This window comes from Planktothrix prolifica NIVA-CYA 540 (genome assembly GCF_963864145.1).
Classification (GTDB): Bacteria; Cyanobacteriota; Cyanobacteriia; order Cyanobacteriales; family Microcoleaceae; genus Planktothrix; species Planktothrix agardhii.
This window is the reverse complement of the sequence record NZ_CAWLTW010000001.1, coordinates 5212607-5229945: the sequence shown is the minus strand read 5'-3', so window position 1 is coordinate 5229945 and position 17339 is coordinate 5212607. Positions and strand designations below refer to the sequence as shown.

Sequence of the window (17339 nt, the reverse complement as noted above, 5' to 3'; positions counted from 1 at the left end):
TAGTACAGACTAGCTAAGTTGCTTAAGTGGGTTGCTAAAGTTGGATGGTCTGGGGGTAAGGATTTTTCATCAATGGCAATGGCTCTTTTGTACAAGGGTTCGGCTTCGGTGTAGTTTCCCTGGTCAGAGTACAGATAGGCTAAGTTGTTTAAGTAGGTTGCTAAATTAGGATGGTCTGGGGGTAAGGATTTTTCGGCAATGGCAATGGCTCTTTTCAACAATAATTCCGCTTCGGTGTAGTTTCCCTGGTCAGAGTACAGATAGGCTAAGTTGTTTAAGTAGGTTGCTAAATTAGGATGGTCTGGGGGTAAGGATTTTTCGGCAATGGCAATGGCTCTTTTCAACAAGGGTTCAGCTTCGCTGTAGTTTCCCTGAAAATAATAGGCTGCACCTAATCCCTCGCAACCCTCAGCCAAATCAGGATGATCAACAGGTAAACGGTGTTCTGCTAAATCTAAACCTTTCTTCGACCAATATTCAGTTATTCCATAGCGACCTTGACGAACATAAAAATTATGTAAACCCACATAAGGATGAATTAAATCCTCATCTCTAAGTGCATCGGTGAAGTGGGTAGCGACTTCTTCCAGATGAGGAATGATTAACGTTAATTTAGCGATATCATCATTTGTTAAAATATCAGGAATTTCCTTTGCTTCCGTTGCTAGGGTTTGCGTGATCGCTTGTTTCAATAGATTAATTTCATCCACAGCGACAGGAGTATAACCCAGATTAGTTAACATTGTAGACCTCCATTTTTTCTTTAAAAAACTGTCGAATTAATTGATGTAAGCTAACGGTATTCCTTGAGTCTTTAATTAAATGTAAACGCCTTAAACTGCGGCGAGATTGTTGTAATTGATTGCGATTAAAGGAGATTTCCCGGTTCTGACAATAGTTAACTTCTGTATTCTCCACCAACTCCCAAGGAATTTCGGTGGGAGCCAATAAACTTAATAATAAACCCAAATGTTGCCCTGGGGGGTCTAATCTTTCCCAACTCAAATCAAACGCCGCCGCCACTCCCCTTTCTGCGGTAAAAGTCCAGGGTTGATTATTCTCCCGTCGCATGGCATCATGTTCTAACCCCCGTTGATTTAACTCGAATAAAATTTCTGCTATTGATAAATCGGTTAATTCTTCTAAATAATGACTAACTAATTCTAACCCTAAAGGCAAATATTCTAACCATTCACACAACCGTTCTGCATCGGCTAACTGTTCGTTAATGCGGTCTTTTCCCAGCCGCAATTCTAATAAGTTTAAAGCATCTTTCGGGTTCAGAACGTCCAAAGGTAACACCCCAAAATCTGACCCAAACTTCCAGCGAGTTGTTAACAGAACCGAAATTTGTTGTAAATTTTGGGGTAAATAAGGTTCGATTTTATTTTGATAATCGGGGTCAGAGACATCATCAATCATCAATAACATTTTCCCATCCGGCGGCTGTTCTAACCACTGTCGCCAACATTGGCGAACTTGACTAGCAGGAGGCAGTTGATTGTTGGGTTGAAATGGGGTAAAATATTCTTGAGTAAAAACAATAATTTGTGTGGCAATATCTTGTTCCGCTTTTGCTGTCACCCAACACAATCCTTTCGGGTATTGCTGTTGATATTGTTTAGCATATTGTAACATTAATTCTGTTTTGCCAATTCCCCCCATTCCCGACACCGCACACACCGCCACCTTTCCCCTCTCTTGCAAAAGGTCATGGAGTTCGGCTAAGGCTGCATCCCGTCCTACAAAATATTTCTGGTCTTTTATTCCTAAGTTAAAACAGTTATTCCGAGGTGGCGGTAAATGATCAGTTGTGACAAGAGATTCAACGTTATTCTCGTCTTCCGTTTCGGGATTATCAGTTTTAGAAATAGTTTCGGGAACTGCATTCTGAGTCTGACCTGAATCAACACCAGAATTAATATATTTTAGATATTTTTCTTCTAACAACCCCTTTAAAATCTCAAATTTTCCCTTAGTTGGCCCGTTTAGATCGGCACGATCTTTAGAAAATTTTTTATAAACCTCACCCAATTGTTTTTTGAATGTGTTAATACTACTATAGTCAGGTACTACGTCGGTTTCATTTGTTTCCAAATTATCTCTTTTAAACCTAGCTATAAAAGCCTGTTTTTGCGATTCCGTTAATTGATATATGTTCGCAATGGAATCTAAAAACTCATTCCACTTCGCCTTATCCCAATCCATAGTTAGTGATTTTCCAAATTAAATAATATATTATCAGATTTCCTCAAAATTGTCTAGGGGTAGACAGAAACCCGGTTTCTCTAACCCCCTTACACCAACCTTACACCAACCTTACACTAACCTTACACAATTACACTAATTGTACACTTTAAATTATACATTAATTGGGGATGTACTTATTAATTAAACATGAGATCCTGGGGGTGTAGAAAGAAATAGGACACCGCTATGATTAGCAGCGATAAAACTTCAATCATTCCTTATTTATCAGCAGCAAAAACCCCAACCGAAGTCAAAAAAGGTGTTTTTGTACTATTGGGGAAAGGCAATTTAGCCAAAGTCAAATTATATAACGCCTTATATCAACTGAAACTCCAAGGCGATATTGACCTAGATACCCCGATTTTGATTGTTGATAACCCTAAAAAATCCCAAACTGAATCTCAAGTGCGAATTGAGGTCAAAAACGAGTTAAAAGAAACTCAACCGGATACGATTTTAGGCGAATTTCAGCAATCTCTCGATTATATTGAGGGAGATGTAACCGATGTGGAATTCGTCAAAAACAAATTACTGCCTAAAATTGCCGAATTGGAAGGAAAACACAACTTATCCGGTCATCGCATCTATTATTTAGCCTTACCCCCACAGTTTTTTAACGCCACTATTAAAGCATTAGGCGAGGCGGGACTGTTCACTGACCGCACGAATAAAATTGTGGTGGAAAAACCAGTGGGTCAAGACCGAAACACTGCCCAAATCATTATTGATACCGTGCGTCAATATTGCTTAGAGTCTCAGGCGTATTTCATCGACCACTATAACGGAAAAGAAAGCATCCGTAATATTTTATATTATCGGTTTGCCAACCCTTGGTTAGAAGCGATTTTGAATCGTCAATATATTGAGTATATTGAGATTAATCTCCCCGAAACAACCACCGTTGATGGTCGCAACTTTCCAGGCAGTTTTCCCGATATGGTTCACCACGTTATGCAGATGTTGGCTTGGTTACTGATGGATGCACCTAATAGTTTAAACTCAAAAGATCTAGCGACTTCTAAAGCTAAATTCTTATCAGCACTTAAAGTGGATGCAGATTCTTTAGTGTTAGGAACCTATCAAGACGAAGGGAATCATCTCTATTGCGCGTTTAAAGCGTCTGTAAATAATTCTCGTTGGGCGGGAGTTACAATTTATGTTCGCACAGGTAAAGCCTTAACCGCTAAAATTACGGAGGTGATTTTTCACTTCAAACCCATTCCTCCTGTCTTATTTGAAACTGCCAAACCCAATCAATTAACCTTCCGAATGCAGCCCGATGAAGGCATTTATTTAGATACCGAAATCAAGGAATTAGGATCAAATAAACTGGTCACAAAAACCTTGAGTTTACCCTACCAAAAAGCCTTCGGTCTTACCAGTCGGGAAGCCTACGAACCTTTGACTTTAGAGTGCATGAAATCCGATCAAACCTGGTTTGTTTCTGCCGAAGAAATCTTGGCTTCGTGGGAAGCCGTAGCCCCGATTATGGAACGCTTAAACGCATCTCAAACTAATGGTAATGCGTTAACCATTCATCAATATGAACGGGGTACAGACGGCCCAGATGCCGCCCAAGAAATTATGACCAGTGATGGTCGCCGTTGGAGTGATTTATCCGAACGGCTGAACCGCTATCAATAAAATACCTTCGCCTGTTGTTGGGCTTCAGCCTATCCCTCTAGGAACTCAAGCCCAACAACAAACTGTATTTTTTTGCTAGTATTAGAGGTTGTGATTAAAAACGGTTCATACTGTGGAGGTGAAATATGGCAATTTTACAGTTAGAAGACGGGACAACTTACACCGAATTAGATGAAATTCAGCAAGAATTAGCTGGTCTGAATATTCATTTAAACCATTGGTCTGTCGGTACAGATCCAGAATTGATTAAATTGTTGAATCAACCTGCATTAAACGATAACGAAAAAGCGGAAGTTCTGCAAGGACTAGATCAATATTTTGAAGAATTAAAACAAACCGCAGGTTATCAGTCCCGTGATTTAATTGTTCTTAATCCTAATACCCCCAACCTAGAAACATTATTAGCAAAATTTGAACAGTGCCATATTCATGCTGATAATGAAGTTCGTTATATTATTGATGGGGAAGGAGTATTTGGCTTTGTCCGTCCCGATGGTAGCCAAGTTGAATTAACCGTTAAACCTGAAGAATATGTTAATGTTCCTGCTCATACAGAACATTGGTTTTATTTAACAGAAACTCGACGAATTAAAGCGATTCGTTATTTCACCACAACCGAAGGTTGGACTCCTGAATATACGGATACTGAAATTAGAATTTTTTCCAGAAGACCGAAAAAAACCTTGATTATGAATTAATTTGTAGAGACGTTGTATACAACGTCTCTACAATAATGATAACAATTGCTAGAATAAAAAACCATGACCATTGAAGTTGATTATCGTTTTCCACCTAATATTGATGCGTTGCGTCAGGCGAAAGTAATTGCTATCGGACAAACCGCCGGAACTTGGGACGAAAGATTTAGCCATCGGGAGGATAATTTGCGATCGCATTTAGCCCAAGTTATTAACGTTAAAACTGACAATCAAGGTGATAATATTGCAACAGTTAGTTTTCCTGAAATTAATGTTGAAAATGATATTGCTAGTTTGCTAACGATGATTTTTGGCAAATATTCAATGGCGGGAGTTGGTAAAATAGTTGCGGTTAGACTCGATAATAATTATGGTCAGTTGCCAAAATTTGGCATATCAGGAATTCGTCAACAATTACAAGTTTTTGATCGTCCTTTAATTATGGCAATCTTTAAACCCGCTTTAGGATTATCAGCCCAGGATCATGCTACAATTTTACAAGAAGTGGCAACGGCCGGATTAGATATTATTAAAGATGATGAAATTATGGGGGATTTAAACACCGCCCCAACCCTAGAAAGATTAAGAGCTTGTCGTCCGATTTTAGACCAAATTAAACAAGAAACCGGGCGCACGGTTTTGTATGCTATTAATGTTACTGGAAATGCCCAAACCCTATTAGAAAAAGCCCGAATACTGGTGAAAGAAGGGGCAAATGCCCTATTATTAAACGTTCTCACCTACGGTTTTTCGGTCTTAGAAGCCCTAGCCGCCGATCCAGAATTGAATGTTCCCATTTTCGCCCATCCTGCCTTGGCGGGGGCGTTATGTGCGTCTGGCGATACGGGTTTTTCCTATTCCGTGATTTTGGGAACCTTAATGGCCCACGCCGGGGCAGATGCGGTGTTATATCCCGCCCACTATGGCAGTTTACCCTTTGATCCGGTTGAGGAAAAACGGATTTGTGAGCAGTTGCGATCGCGCAATGTCTTCCCTGTACCTTCGGCTGGAATTCACCCCGGAATTGTCCCCAAAGCCCTATCCGACTATGGAAATGATGTAATTCTGAATGCCGGGACGGGGATTATGGATCATCCAAACGGCCCAGGAGCGGGGGTTAATGCCTTCTTCCAAGCCCTTGACTGGTATCAACGGGGTCTACCCTTTGATGTGAACGAAATGCCCCCTGGCGCTCTTAAACAGGCGATGGAAAAATGGGGTTAATTGTGACACCCTCCAACCCCCCTTGCTAAGTGGGGCTATTTTAATTTACTGATTATTTAGCCTTTTTAATTAATTTATGAATACTGATCCCCGTCAATCTTTAATTCATGCGTCTCGCCAATTTCATCAACTGGGTTGGATGGCAGGGACGGCTGGAAATCTTTCGGCTAAAATAGCTGATAATAGTTTTTGGATTACTGCTAGTAGCAAACAAAAAGGCAAATTAGTCCTAGAGGATTTTGTGAGAATGTCCCTAACCGGAGAGATATTAGAAAACCCTTCTCCTAACAATAAACCCTCGGCAGAAACCAGTATTCATCAAGCAATATATTCTTTGTTTCCCGATGCAAATGCCTGTTATCATGTTCATTCAGTTGAAGCCAAATTGGTCTCAAATTTTATTGATCATGAACAACTGCCTTTACCGCCCATTGAGATGTTGAAAGGGTTAGGAATTTGGCAAGAAAATCCTAAAGTCTATATGCCTGTTTTTGAGAACTATTTAGAAGTACCTCGAATTGCTGAAGATATTATTCAACGGTTTAAAACTATGACTCCTGATGTGCCAGCATTGCTGATTAGAAATCATGGAGTAACGGTTTGGGCAGATTCTCCAGAAGCCGCAGAAAACCATATTGAATTAGTAGAATATATTTTCCGCTATATTGTGGCGGCTCGTCAGGCGGGACTGAATTTTCAACATTAATTAATAGAGTTTGGGCGAGAAGACCTCGCCCCTAAAGTTACAGATCAATCAATATTAATGGTTTGTAACCCTTCATTAACAGTAATTGCAATTTTGCCAACGGTGCGCCCCATCTCACTATAGGTATGGGCTTCGGCTAGATCATTTAAGGGATAAGTCCGATCAATTACCGTTTGAATTTTGCCCGCTTCAATCAAATCTCGCAGCGCATCTAAATCTCGACGAGTCGGTTGAGCTAGGACTAATTTTGATTTTTTACCCGCAAAAAATAAAGTTTGTAAGGTGGCTCCCATATTATCAATTGTGGGCAAAGTTGAGATATAAATGCCATCGGATTTTAGAATTTTTTCGCAATTAAAAAAGGATTGTTTACCGACCGCATCAAAAATAATATCGTATTGAACTTCTTGCCGGGTAAAATCCTCTTGGGTGTAATCAATCACCGTATGGGCCCCCAAACGTTTAACAAGATCAATATTAGAAGTCCCGCAAACCCCCGTGACATCAGCATTCATGGCCACAGCAATTTGCACCGCAAAGGTTCCCACACCGCCAGACGCCCCATTAATCAAAACCCTTTGTCCGGGTCGCAGTTGACCTAAATCTAATAACCCCTGCAAGGCCGTCAATCCAGCTACAGGAACCGTTGCCGCCTCTGGATATGTCATATTTTGAGGTTTATAGGTCAAGTTCCCGGCAGGCACAGCCACATACTCGGCATAGGCTCCCCCAAATAGCGGGTTAACGAAGCCATAAACCTGATCTCCCACCCGCCAGCGAGTCGCCTGTGAGCCGACTTCCACCACTTCCCCTGATAAATCTGAGCCTAAAACTTTGGGGAAATTGTAGCCAGATACGGGTTGTAATAATCCCTGCCTAATTTTCCAGTCCACAGGATTAACACTACTAGCATGAATTTTGACTAAAACTTGATCCGGTTTAATCGTTGGGGTCGGAATATCTTGATAACGAAGAACATCAGGCGACCCATATTGATGAATAACAATTGCTTTCATAACTTATTAATTATCCAAGGAACATCTGTCAGCTTAACACAAATTCCTAGAACCGGGGATGAATAGAGCTAGTCTAAATCCGTTCTAAAAAATAAGATTGTTGGAAGTAGGGAATAGGCAATGGGGAATGGGTAACAGGGGAAATTTTAATTCCGAATCATCATCGAGTTAATTTTGTTGAATCTGTTTTGATTTTTGTGATTCCTATTCTTGATCAAAACAGGCTATTTTTTAGCTTTGGTTTAACACTATAAGGCAAACTCAAGAAGATAAAAAATAAAATTTTTACTGAATTAATCGTTGTAAATCTGATAAATTTTAACTATGATGGAATTGTAGAAAAAAACTTTGATAGATCCTATCAATTCAATTTTTATGGATATTCAGTTAATCAATATTGGTTTTGGTAATATTGTCTCTGCTAATCGGGTGATTGCCATTGTTAGTCCCGAATCGGCTCCGATTAAGCGGATTATTAATGATGCCAGGGAGCGGGGACAGTTAGTTGATGCCACCTACGGGCGTAGAACTAGGGCGGTGATTATTACGGATTCTAGCCATGTTATTCTCTCTGCAATTCAGCCGGAAACCGTTGCCCACCGCTTTGTGACCACCAAAGACGGCAATTCCCGCGATGATTAACGGATTTGTTATGTATTCCCCTTGGTTTCCATTGGCATAGCTTGACATCCTCACCGCCGTAAAACGGACGGTGATTCCTAAACTTCACAATTTAGGTTTCTGCTTCTTAGCAGTTGCCTTCACAGATTTACTCTGTTCGGGTCTTACACTCGCTCCACAGTCTGACACGGCAAGCCCGGCCGCCAAAATATTTTTACTGGCGTTAAGATCTCGGTCATGGTGAGTCCCACAGTTGGGACAGTCCCATTCTCGAATATTTAACGGCATTTTTTCCACAATATGCCCACAACTACTACACCGTTTAGAACTAGGAAACCATCTGTCTATTTCGATATAGTTTCTCCCATACCAACGGCATTTATAGGCTAATTGTCGGGTGATTTCTCCCCAACTAACATCGGCTATTGCCTGGGCTAATTTGGGATTTTTGACCAGATTTTTTACCGCTAAGTTCTCAACTACAATCGTTTGGTTTTCACGAACTAATTGAGTCGTTAGCTTGTGCAAATGGTCTTTTCTACTATCGGTGATTTGAGCGTGAATCTTGGCTACTTTGATTCTGGCTTTTTCCCGATTCTTTGACCCCCTTCGGCAAAGCTCAGGACAGGCTTTCTGTTTTCGAGACAGACTTTTTTGTGCCTGACGTAATCTCTGATAATGTTTTTTAAAATGTTTAGGATTGGCTATTTTTTGCCCGTCACTGGTAATTACAAGGCTACTAATTCCTAAGTCAATTCCTATGGCTTTATCTGTTACAGGTAAAGGCTTAATGGTTGGGTCGTCAAATCTTATTGAAATATGCCAACGTCCCGAAGGATGTAATCTGACGGTTACGGTACTCGGTTCACAATCTTTTGGGATTTGTCTTGACCATCTAATCGCTAAGGGTTCTAAGCATTTCGCTAAGTAGATTTGTCCGTTTTTTAACTTAAAAGCCGACTTAGTAAATTCCGCACTACCTCCTTGATGTTTTTTCTTAAAATTAGGATACTTGGCACGACCCGCAAAAAAGTTAGTAAAGGCTGTTTGTAAGTGTCTTAATCCTTGTTGTAAGGGGACACAACTTACCTGATTTAAAAAGTCTAAATCTTCCTGTTTTTTCCAATTAGTTAACATTGAAGACGTTTGACTATATCCTACTCTTTCTTGTCTTTCGTACCATGCTTGAGTTCGTTCATGGAGTGCCTGATTGTAAACTAATCTTACACAGCCTAACGTGCGTCGCAATAGCGACTCTTGTTCCGGTGTAGGGTAAAATCGGTAACTGTATGCTTTTTCCATATCTCACGTTCTAGCACATAGTTGATGAAAATGGTCAGATTGTGTTTAAATTAAATTTAAAAGCCGTCCTCCGCTATCGCTAAAGGACGGGGTTTCAAACCCAATTTTCCGATGAGAAGATAGAAAGACTCCGATTCAATTCCTTGAATCCATCAGCAGGTTCAAGGGAAAATCAGGGATTCCCTATTACTTTGTTTGCAACCGTCTAACGTGATTAAAATATCATGAAAAAAGGCCGATTAATTGTGATGACAGGCCCTAGTGGGGTCGGAAAAGGAACATTGGTTCGTTCCCTAATCAAAGATCATCCTGAACTTCATTTATCCGTTTCCGTGACCACTCGTTCTCCCCGGGAGGGTGAAATCAATGGACAAGATTACTATTTTGTCGATCGCCTTTGTTTTCAAAACATGATAGAACGGGGAGAATTATTAGAATGGGCTGAATTTACGGGAAATTGTTATGGAACTCCCTTAATTGCTGTTAAAGAAAAAATCGAGGCAGGAATATCGGTTTTGTTAGAGATTGAATTGGAGGGTGCTCGACAAATTCGTTCTACTTTTCCATCGGCTTTACGCATTTTTATTATGCCTCCTTCTATTGATGAATTAGAACGGCGTTTACGCGGTAGAGGTCAGGATTCTGAAGATGCCATTCGACGGCGTTTAATGAGGGCTAGAGCGGAAATGGACGCGGCTAGTGAGTTTGATTTTGAAGTGATTAATGATGATTTAGATTTCGCCTTACGGCGTTTAGAATCCGTATTATATTCTCCTGTTTAAGCCGAAAAATATGCCCCAGGAAGACCCGTTAAAACCCGATTCTTTAAATGTGATGGCAAGGGATATCAAATCGGCTGAATCCTATGCAAATTTAGGGCGTTTGTATGATCAGCAGGAACAATGGCAAGATGCGATCGCTAATTATCGTCAAGCGATCCAATTAAATCCCCATTGTTCTTGGTTTTATCACCATTTAGCGGATGTTTTTTTGAAACAAGAACAATGGCAAGATGCCATTATTAATTATCGTCATGCGATTCAACTCAATCCTAATTTTTCCTGGTCTTATCATAATCTAGGGAATGGGTTATTACAATTAAAATATTGGGAAGAAGCGGTTCATGTTTATCGGAAAGCGATTCAATTAAACCCCAATTTTCATTGGTCTTATTGTAATTTAGCCGATGGTTTAGTGCAGCAAAAAAAATGGAATTTAGCCATCATTAATTATTGGAAAAGTTTAGTCATTCTTCACCAAACTAATCAAGAACAGGATTTTGTCGTGATTGCGACTAAATTAGGGGAAACCCTAGAATATCATTTACCTGAAAAGTTTGATTTAGCGATCGCTCATTATCAAAAAGTGAGTCAAAATCATCAACAGTATCCTGAATATCAAAGTATTATTCAATTTTTAAGCCAAAATCAAAGTGCTTGGCTTAAAATTGCTGATTTTTTCCGACAAAAACACCTAATCAATGCAGCTTTAATTCTATATAAAATTGCGATGGAATTTTACCCAAATGAGATTTCTATTACCGAAAAATTTGATACTCTTTCCCAGAAAAAAACCGACTTAGAAACATCAATTAATTTACAACATCAAAATATTGATAAAAACTCCCAGAAATGGTCTAAATATGATGATGGTATTACTACTGATATCAACGCCAATAATTTTAATATTCCTTTAGCAGCTAATCAAAAACTCGAACAATTTATCTTTAGTACCGATATTAATTTTGACTTGAGCCAATTAGATCAACTTTTTGAAGCAGTTAGTTGGATGACTCGGGATCATGAACACATGAAAATCGCCCTAAAACACAGTTTTTTAGTTGTCACCCTTTGGTTTGTCACCCCCACCCAAAAACAATTAATTGGGTTTACCCGGGCTGTTTCAGATCACGTTTATAATGCCACCCTTTGGGATGTGGTAATTCATCCCAATTTTCAAAATCAAGGATTAGGAAAATATCTAATTCAGTATACATTAGAACAACTCCGATTGCAACATATTGAAAATATTACTTTATTTGCAGGTTCCAAAGCCGTTAATTTCTATCATAATTTAGGGTTTATTGCCGATCCTAACGGGATTAAAGGAATGTTTTGGGTTTCACCTTAATTAAGTTAAACTGTATATCTTAGCTTTGTGTTTCTAGTGGATTAAAATTCAATTTCTGCCCTCACCATCGGTTCACCAATAATCTGATTTAAGGTAAATCCTAATTGCTGACAAATATTCTGCATAATCCGATTATCGCTAAGAATTTCGGCAAAAATTAGAGGCATTTTCTCTTGACGGGCAATATTCAGTAATTGGCGCAATAACTCCGTACCAATTCCTTGACGTTGGTAACTATCACTCACCAGTAAGGAAAATTCCACCTCATCGTTACCATAGCCTTTACTCAGTCGTCCCACCCCAATAATTTTAGTTTCCCCTGTTTCCGGGTGTTGATATTCGGCAACTAAGGCCATTTCCCGATCATAATCAATAAAACACAGTCGTGATAAGCGTTCATGGGTGACACGGGAACTGAGTTTCACCAGATGAGCATAACGCAAATAGACGCTTTCCTCCGATAAACTTTCATCGAACTTGACCATCAAAGGTTCATCTTCAGGACGGATGGGCCGAATCGTAATCTCCATACCTTTTTGGGATGTCCAATGGCTGATATATTGCCGAGGATAGGGGCGAATAGCGGGTTTAGGTAAATCTTCGGGTTTGGTGTCGGGGGAATGTAATACCACCCGGGCATCTAAGGCAATTAACTCATTTTCCGAAGCCAACAAAGGGTTGATATCTATCTCTTTAATCCAAGGTTGCTCAACGACTAAATTAGAAAACCGGACTAATAACTGTTTTAAGGCTTCCATATCCACCGAATGCCGTCCCCGCACCCCTAACAGGGCTTTATAAATTTTGGTTTGTTCCATCATCCGCCGGGCAAGGGTAGTATTTAAAGGAGGTAAAGCCAAGGCGCGATCTTTGAAAACTTCTACTAATTGTCCTCCCATGCCAAACAATAACACCGGGCCAAATTGGACATCAAGGCTACTACCAATAATCAATTCATAGCCTTCTAATTTGACCATCTTTTGTACCGTCACTCCTTGGAAATGTTCGGCCCCCACCTGTTGAGTTACGGAGGTTTCAATGGCGGTATAGGCTTGACGGACGGCTTCTGGGGTATTGAGGTTGAGTTTTACTCCGCCGACATCGGTTTTATGAGTAATCGTTTTTGACAATAGTTTCAATACCACCGGATACCCTAACTGTTCGGCTGCGTTAACGGCTGCATCAATATTTGAGGCGATATAGGTTTGTACGGTGGGAATCCCATAGGCTGAAAGTAGGCGCTTAGATTCAAACTCCGTTAATAGGGTGCGTCCTTCAGCTAAAACCGAGTTAATCAGATGTTGCACACAATCACAAACCAGACTTTCATCCTCACTAGACTTTGGTAAACTAGGGATTTCATACAAACCTTTTAAATTATAGGTGTAGCGCCACATATAGTTAAACATCCGTACCGCCGAGTCGGGATAGGAAAAAGTGGCAATATTGGCTTGATTCAGAATTTCGATCCCGGATGCTACATCCGCGCCCCCCATCCAACTCGCTAAAATCGGTTTATTGGGCATTTTCAGACAGCGCTCTTTTAACTGTGCCGCCGTTTTGCTTGGGTCAGTCATGGCTTGGGGGGTTAAAATCACTAAAATACCATCACTATTCGGATCTTCAACCACGATATCAAAGGCTTTCGCATAGCGTTCCGGGTCAGCATCCCCTAAAATATCAATCGGGTTATCATGACTCCATTGGGGCGGTAACACTTGATTCAGGGCTTCCAGGGTTTCGGTGGAGAGTTGGGCTAGGGTTCCTCCTTCCCCAATTAGGGTATCTGTGGTTAATACCCCTGGCCCTCCGGCATTGGTTAAAATTGTAAGTCGCGGCCCTTTGGGTCGGGGTTGTTTACTGAGAAGTTCCGCAATGGAGAACAAATGGGCAATATGATACACCCGCAGGATGCCACAACGTCTAAAAGCTGCATCTAAGACATCATCACTTCCGGCCATGGCTCCGGTATGGGAGGCTGCGGCTTTCGCTGCGGCTTCGGTGCGTCCGGCTTTAATCACAATAATTGGTTTAGTCAGGGCTACTTCTCTAGCTGCGGATAAAAAAGATCGGGCATCCCCGATAGATTCCATATAAATAACTATACTTTCAGTATGGGGGTCATTGCCTAAATAATAAATTAAATCTCCCCAACCAATATCTAACATCGAACCGATGGAAACGAAGGCACTAAACCCGACATTTTCTCGGAAACTCCAATCTAAAATAGAAGTACATAAAGCCCCACTTTGACTAATAAAGCCAACGCTTCCCGGTTTTGCCATGGCATTAGCAAAGGTGGCATTAAGTCCGGTTAAGGGATTCATTAATCCTAAACAGTTAGGGCCGATAATTCTAATTTTATTTAATCGTGCAATCTGTAAAATTTTCTGTTCTAATTCTATTCCTTTGGGGCCAATTTCTTTGAATCCAGCCGATAGAATAATCACCCCTTTAACTCCAGCCATGGCGCATTCTTCCATGACAGAGGGAACACTTGCGGCTGGGGTGGCAATGATAGCTAAATCAACGGGTTCTGGAGTATCTTTAATACTAGGATAGGCCTTAATTCCTAAAATACTATTGCGATGGGGATTAACGGGAAAAACCATCCCACCAAAGGGACTACTAATTAAATTCCATAGTAGAGTTCTACCAACACTATTGGGCTTTTCTGTAGCCCCAATCACAGCAACGGTTTTAGGGTTAAAAATCGCATTCAGAGATTGATGTTCGTAGCGTAAGACATCATGGGCGGGGTCGGAAATTCGGGTTGTTGTGGCTACCATAGAAATCAGTTATCAGTGTAGAGACGTGCCATGGCGCGTCTGTATCAGTTATCAGTGTAAGAGTTGATTAGTTTATGGATCAATTATACAAAGTTTCTGTCTCTCAAAATAGGGCTTTAATCTTAAATTAATATTAAATTTATATTAAAATTGAGTAATTTTGTCCCCGCCAGATTCCAAAACCGATAAAAACCATTATCATATAAACGAACACCACAACAACCTGAATCCAAACAGAAACAGGAGCATATATCATCATGGAAAAAGTCACAAATATTGATCAACTTGAAGCCCTAATCCAACGGGTCAAGGTAGCAGAACAAAAGTATGCAACCTATACCCAGGAACAGGTAGACTACATTTTTAAAAAAGCGGCTCTAGCGGCAAATGCTGCCCGGATTCCTTTAGCAAAAATGGCTGTAGAAGAAACTGGGATGGGGGTTGTAGAGGATAAAGTGATTAAAAACCACTTTGCTTCAGAAATTATTTACAACAAATATAAACATGAAAAAACCTGTGGGGTCATCGAAGAAGATAAATCCTTTGGGTTTCAAAAAATCGCCGAACCCGTGGGAATTTTAGCCGGAATTGTTCCGACAACAAACCCGACATCAACGGCTATTTTTAAAGCCCTAATTGCCTTAAAAACCCGCAACGGGATTATTTTCTCTCCCCATCCCCGTGCCAAAAATTGTACCACCGCCGCCGCTAAAATCGTCCTGGATGCAGCCGTCGCCGCCGGAGCCCCAGAAGATATTATCGGCTGGATTGATGCACCCACCGTACCCCTGTCCCAAGCTCTAATGCAGCACCCGGACATTAAGCTAATTTTAGCCACTGGAGGGCCGGGAATGGTACGGGCAGCCTATTCTTCCGGTAATCCTTCCCTGGGGGTCGGGGCGGGGAATACCCCGGCTTTAATTGACGATACCGCCCATATTAAAATGGCTGTTTCCTCAATTATTATTAGTAAAACCTTCGACAATGGCATGATTTGTGCTAGTGAACAATCGGTAATTGTGGTTGATTCTGTTTACGAAGAAGTCAAGAAAGAATTTACCCTACGCGGCGCCTATTTCCTAACCCCAGAAGAACGGGAACGGATGGCAAAGGTTATTTTTGTGAACGGACATTTGAATGGGGAAATTGTCGGTCAACCCGTGCAAAAATTAGCCGAATTAGCCGGAATTAGCCTTTCCGAAGAAACCAGGGTAATTATTGGAGAAGGGATAGAAGTTGATGAAAATGATCCCTTTTCCCATGAAAAACTTTCTCCGATTTTAGCCATGTATCGGGCTAAGGATTTCGAGGATGCGGTGGTAAAAGCCGATACTTTAGTACAGTTAGGGGGACGGGGACATACCGCTTCTCTATACACTTCTCCCAACAATATCGACCATATTAAACGGTTTGAAAATACCGTTCAAACCGCCCGGGTTTTAATTAATACTCCGTCTTCTCAAGGAGCTATTGGTGATATTTACAACTTCCGTCTTGACCCTTCTTTAACCTTGGGATGTGGTAGTTGGGGCGGAAATTCCATCAGCGAAAACGTCGAACCTCGGCATTTATTAAACATTAAAACCGTCGCCGAACGTCGAGAAAATATGCTCTGGTTTCGGATTCCTCCCAAAGTATATTTCAAATATGGATCTTTACCCGTTGCCATTCGAGAATTAGCTGGAAAAGAACGGGCATTTATTGTCACCGATAAACCCCTATTTGATTTAGGAATTACCCGTTCCCTCGAAGGAGTTTTAGAGGAAATTGGAATAAAATATGATGTGTTCTACGATGTTGAACCCGACCCTTCTTTAGATACAGTACAACGGGGATTAACCTTAATGAATACGTTTAAACCCGATGTAATTATTGCCATTGGTGGCGGTTCTCCCATGGATGCAGCTAAAATTATGTGGCTGATGTATGAACATCCTGATATCGAATTTGAAGGGTTAGCAATGCGGTTTATGGATATCCGTAAACGGGTTTATGAATTGCCACCTTTGGGCAAAAAAGCGATGTTAGTTGCGATTCCTACTACCTCTGGAACCGGGTCAGAAGTCACGCCTTTTGCCGTTGTCACCGACCGCCGCACTAATATTAAATATCCTTTAGCCGACTATGCCTTAACCCCAAATATGGCAATTGTTGACCCGGAATTGGTGTTAAATATGCCCAAAAGTTTAACCTCTTTTGGGGGCGTTGATGCCCTAACCCATGCCTTAGAATCCTATGTTTCGGTATTAGCTTCGGAATATACCAATGGGTTATCTTTAGAAGCAATTCGGTTAATCTTTAAATACCTGCCCAGTTCCTACGAAAATGGAGCAAATGATCCCAAAGCTCGGGAAAAAATGCACTATGCTTCTACTATGGCGGGGATGGCATTTGCTAATGGATTCCTCGGAATTTGTCACTCCTTAGCCCATCAATTAGGCGGGACTTTCCACATTCCCCACGGGTTAGCAAATGCCTTAATGATTAGTTACGTTATTCGTTATAATGCTACCGATGTTCCGTTTAAACAAGCCACTTTCTCCCAGTATAAATATCCGAATGCTAAATGGCGCTATTCTCGGATTGCGGATTATCTGCGCTTAGGGGGAGACACCGAAGATCAAAAAATCGATCATTTGATTTTAGCCATCGAAGAATTAAAGCGCCAAGTGGGAATTCCGGCTTCAATTAAGGAGGTTTTAAAAGATATCAGTGAAGCGGAATTTCTGGCTAAATTAGATGAAGTTGCTGACCAAGCTTTTGATGATCAATGTACCGGAGCCAATCCCCGTTATCCTTTAATTAAGGACTTGAAACAACTGTTAATTGATGCCTATTATGGTCATCCTTTAGTTTCTAATGATTACAATGGCGATCGCATTTTCCCCGTCTTTGAACCACAACCAACGATGATTGGCGGTTAATACCGAGGGGGTGATGGGGTGAATTTATCAAAATT

Annotated in this window: 13 protein-coding genes; 8 read left to right on the top strand and 5 right to left on the bottom strand. The window is 40.8% G+C overall.

Annotated elements, in window-relative coordinates; translation table 11 throughout:
• Together AC559H_RS23355 and AC559H_RS23350 are read right to left on the bottom strand one after the other, a co-directional pair.
• Positions 1-743 (bottom strand): tetratricopeptide repeat protein (locus AC559H_RS23355; RefSeq protein ID WP_148292375.1); only part of this gene is annotated, 743 nt, incomplete at its 3' end.
• Positions 733-2208, bottom strand: a complete 1476-nt coding sequence (locus AC559H_RS23350) for an NB-ARC domain-containing protein (protein ID WP_051319796.1) — start codon at positions 2206-2208, stop codon at positions 733-735. The genes AC559H_RS23355 and AC559H_RS23350, both read right to left, overlap by 11 nt.
• 228 nt (positions 2209-2436) lie before the next feature.
• Between AC559H_RS23350 and AC559H_RS23345 the strand changes: the two genes are divergently transcribed.
• From AC559H_RS23345 to mtnB, 4 genes are all read left to right on the top strand, one after another.
• Positions 2437-3894, top strand: coding sequence for a glucose-6-phosphate dehydrogenase (locus AC559H_RS23345; RefSeq protein ID WP_026794773.1), 1458 nt, complete (start codon positions 2437-2439; stop codon positions 3892-3894).
• Between the two features lie 125 nt (positions 3895-4019).
• Positions 4020-4592, top strand: coding sequence for a 1,2-dihydroxy-3-keto-5-methylthiopentene dioxygenase (locus AC559H_RS23340; RefSeq protein ID WP_026794774.1), 573 nt, complete (start codon positions 4020-4022; stop codon positions 4590-4592).
• 63 nt (positions 4593-4655) lie between these two features.
• Positions 4656-5816 (top strand): RuBisCO large subunit C-terminal-like domain-containing protein, encoded by a 1161-nt coding sequence (locus tag AC559H_RS23335; protein ID WP_026794775.1) that lies wholly within the window; start codon positions 4656-4658, stop codon positions 5814-5816.
• A 76-nt stretch (positions 5817-5892) separates the two neighbouring features.
• Entirely contained in the window at positions 5893-6522 is a 630-nt protein-coding gene (mtnB, locus tag AC559H_RS23330; protein WP_026794776.1) for a methylthioribulose 1-phosphate dehydratase, read from the top strand.
• A 44-nt stretch (positions 6523-6566) separates the two neighbouring features.
• Here the strand turns inward: mtnB and AC559H_RS23325 are convergent, their stop codons facing one another.
• Positions 6567-7538: an NAD(P)-dependent alcohol dehydrogenase gene (locus tag AC559H_RS23325; protein WP_026794777.1), complete on the bottom strand. Its 972-nt coding sequence runs from the start codon at positions 7536-7538 to the stop codon at positions 6567-6569.
• Positions 7539-7913: 375 nt separating this feature from the next.
• Between AC559H_RS23325 and remA the strand changes: the two genes are divergently transcribed.
• The gene (remA, locus tag AC559H_RS23320) at positions 7914-8180 is read left to right on the top strand and encodes an extracellular matrix/biofilm regulator RemA (RefSeq protein WP_026786051.1); all 267 of its coding nucleotides are present in this window, start codon (positions 7914-7916) and stop codon (positions 8178-8180) included.
• A gap of 84 nt (positions 8181-8264) precedes the next feature.
• Here remA and AC559H_RS23315 read toward each other — a convergent pair whose 3' ends face one another.
• The gene (locus AC559H_RS23315) at positions 8265-9461 is read right to left on the bottom strand and encodes an RNA-guided endonuclease InsQ/TnpB family protein (RefSeq protein WP_026794778.1); all 1197 of its coding nucleotides are present in this window, start codon (positions 9459-9461) and stop codon (positions 8265-8267) included.
• Positions 9462-9685: 224 nt separating this feature from the next.
• Between AC559H_RS23315 and gmk the strand changes: the two genes are divergently transcribed.
• Together gmk and AC559H_RS23305 are read left to right on the top strand one after the other, a co-directional pair.
• Entirely contained in the window at positions 9686-10243 is a 558-nt protein-coding gene (gmk, locus tag AC559H_RS23310) for a guanylate kinase (RefSeq protein WP_026794779.1), read from the top strand.
• A gap of 10 nt (positions 10244-10253) precedes the next feature.
• The gene (locus tag AC559H_RS23305) at positions 10254-11591 is read left to right on the top strand and encodes a GNAT family N-acetyltransferase (RefSeq protein WP_051319795.1); all 1338 of its coding nucleotides are present in this window, start codon (positions 10254-10256) and stop codon (positions 11589-11591) included.
• A gap of 41 nt (positions 11592-11632) precedes the next feature.
• Here the strand turns inward: AC559H_RS23305 and AC559H_RS23300 are convergent, their stop codons facing one another.
• The gene (locus tag AC559H_RS23300; protein WP_026786047.1) at positions 11633-14380 is read right to left on the bottom strand and encodes a bifunctional acetate--CoA ligase family protein/GNAT family N-acetyltransferase; all 2748 of its coding nucleotides are present in this window, start codon (positions 14378-14380) and stop codon (positions 11633-11635) included.
• 254 nt (positions 14381-14634) lie between these two features.
• Here AC559H_RS23300 and adhE point away from each other — a divergent pair, with 254 nt between their 5' ends.
• Positions 14635-17304, top strand: coding sequence for a bifunctional acetaldehyde-CoA/alcohol dehydrogenase (gene adhE, locus AC559H_RS23295; protein ID WP_026786046.1), 2670 nt, complete (start codon positions 14635-14637; stop codon positions 17302-17304).
• The last annotated feature ends 35 nt before the right edge of the window (positions 17305-17339 follow it).

What these genes read in the sequence shown, in the direction of transcription:
- AC559H_RS23345 (WP_026794773.1), top strand. Translation starts at nt 2,437, where the DNA reads ATGATTAGCAGCGATAAAACTTCAATCATTCCTTATTTATCAGCAGCA.
- AC559H_RS23350 (WP_051319796.1), bottom strand. Translation starts at nt 2,208, where the DNA reads ATGGATTGGGATAAGGCGAAGTGGAATGAGTTTTTAGATTCCATTGCG.
- gmk (WP_026794779.1), top strand. Translation starts at nt 9,686, where the DNA reads ATGAAAAAAGGCCGATTAATTGTGATGACAGGCCCTAGTGGGGTCGGA.
- AC559H_RS23305 (WP_051319795.1), top strand. Translation starts at nt 10,254, where the DNA reads ATGCCCCAGGAAGACCCGTTAAAACCCGATTCTTTAAATGTGATGGCA.
- mtnB (WP_026794776.1), top strand. Translation starts at nt 5,893, where the DNA reads ATGAATACTGATCCCCGTCAATCTTTAATTCATGCGTCTCGCCAATTT.
- remA (WP_026786051.1), top strand. Translation starts at nt 7,914, where the DNA reads ATGGATATTCAGTTAATCAATATTGGTTTTGGTAATATTGTCTCTGCT.
- AC559H_RS23335 (WP_026794775.1), top strand. Translation starts at nt 4,656, where the DNA reads ATGACCATTGAAGTTGATTATCGTTTTCCACCTAATATTGATGCGTTG.
- AC559H_RS23300 (WP_026786047.1), bottom strand. Translation starts at nt 14,380, where the DNA reads ATGGTAGCCACAACAACCCGAATTTCCGACCCCGCCCATGATGTCTTA.
- AC559H_RS23325 (WP_026794777.1), bottom strand. Translation starts at nt 7,538, where the DNA reads ATGAAAGCAATTGTTATTCATCAATATGGGTCGCCTGATGTTCTTCGT.
- AC559H_RS23340 (WP_026794774.1), top strand. Translation starts at nt 4,020, where the DNA reads ATGGCAATTTTACAGTTAGAAGACGGGACAACTTACACCGAATTAGAT.
- AC559H_RS23315 (WP_026794778.1), bottom strand. Translation starts at nt 9,461, where the DNA reads ATGGAAAAAGCATACAGTTACCGATTTTACCCTACACCGGAACAAGAG.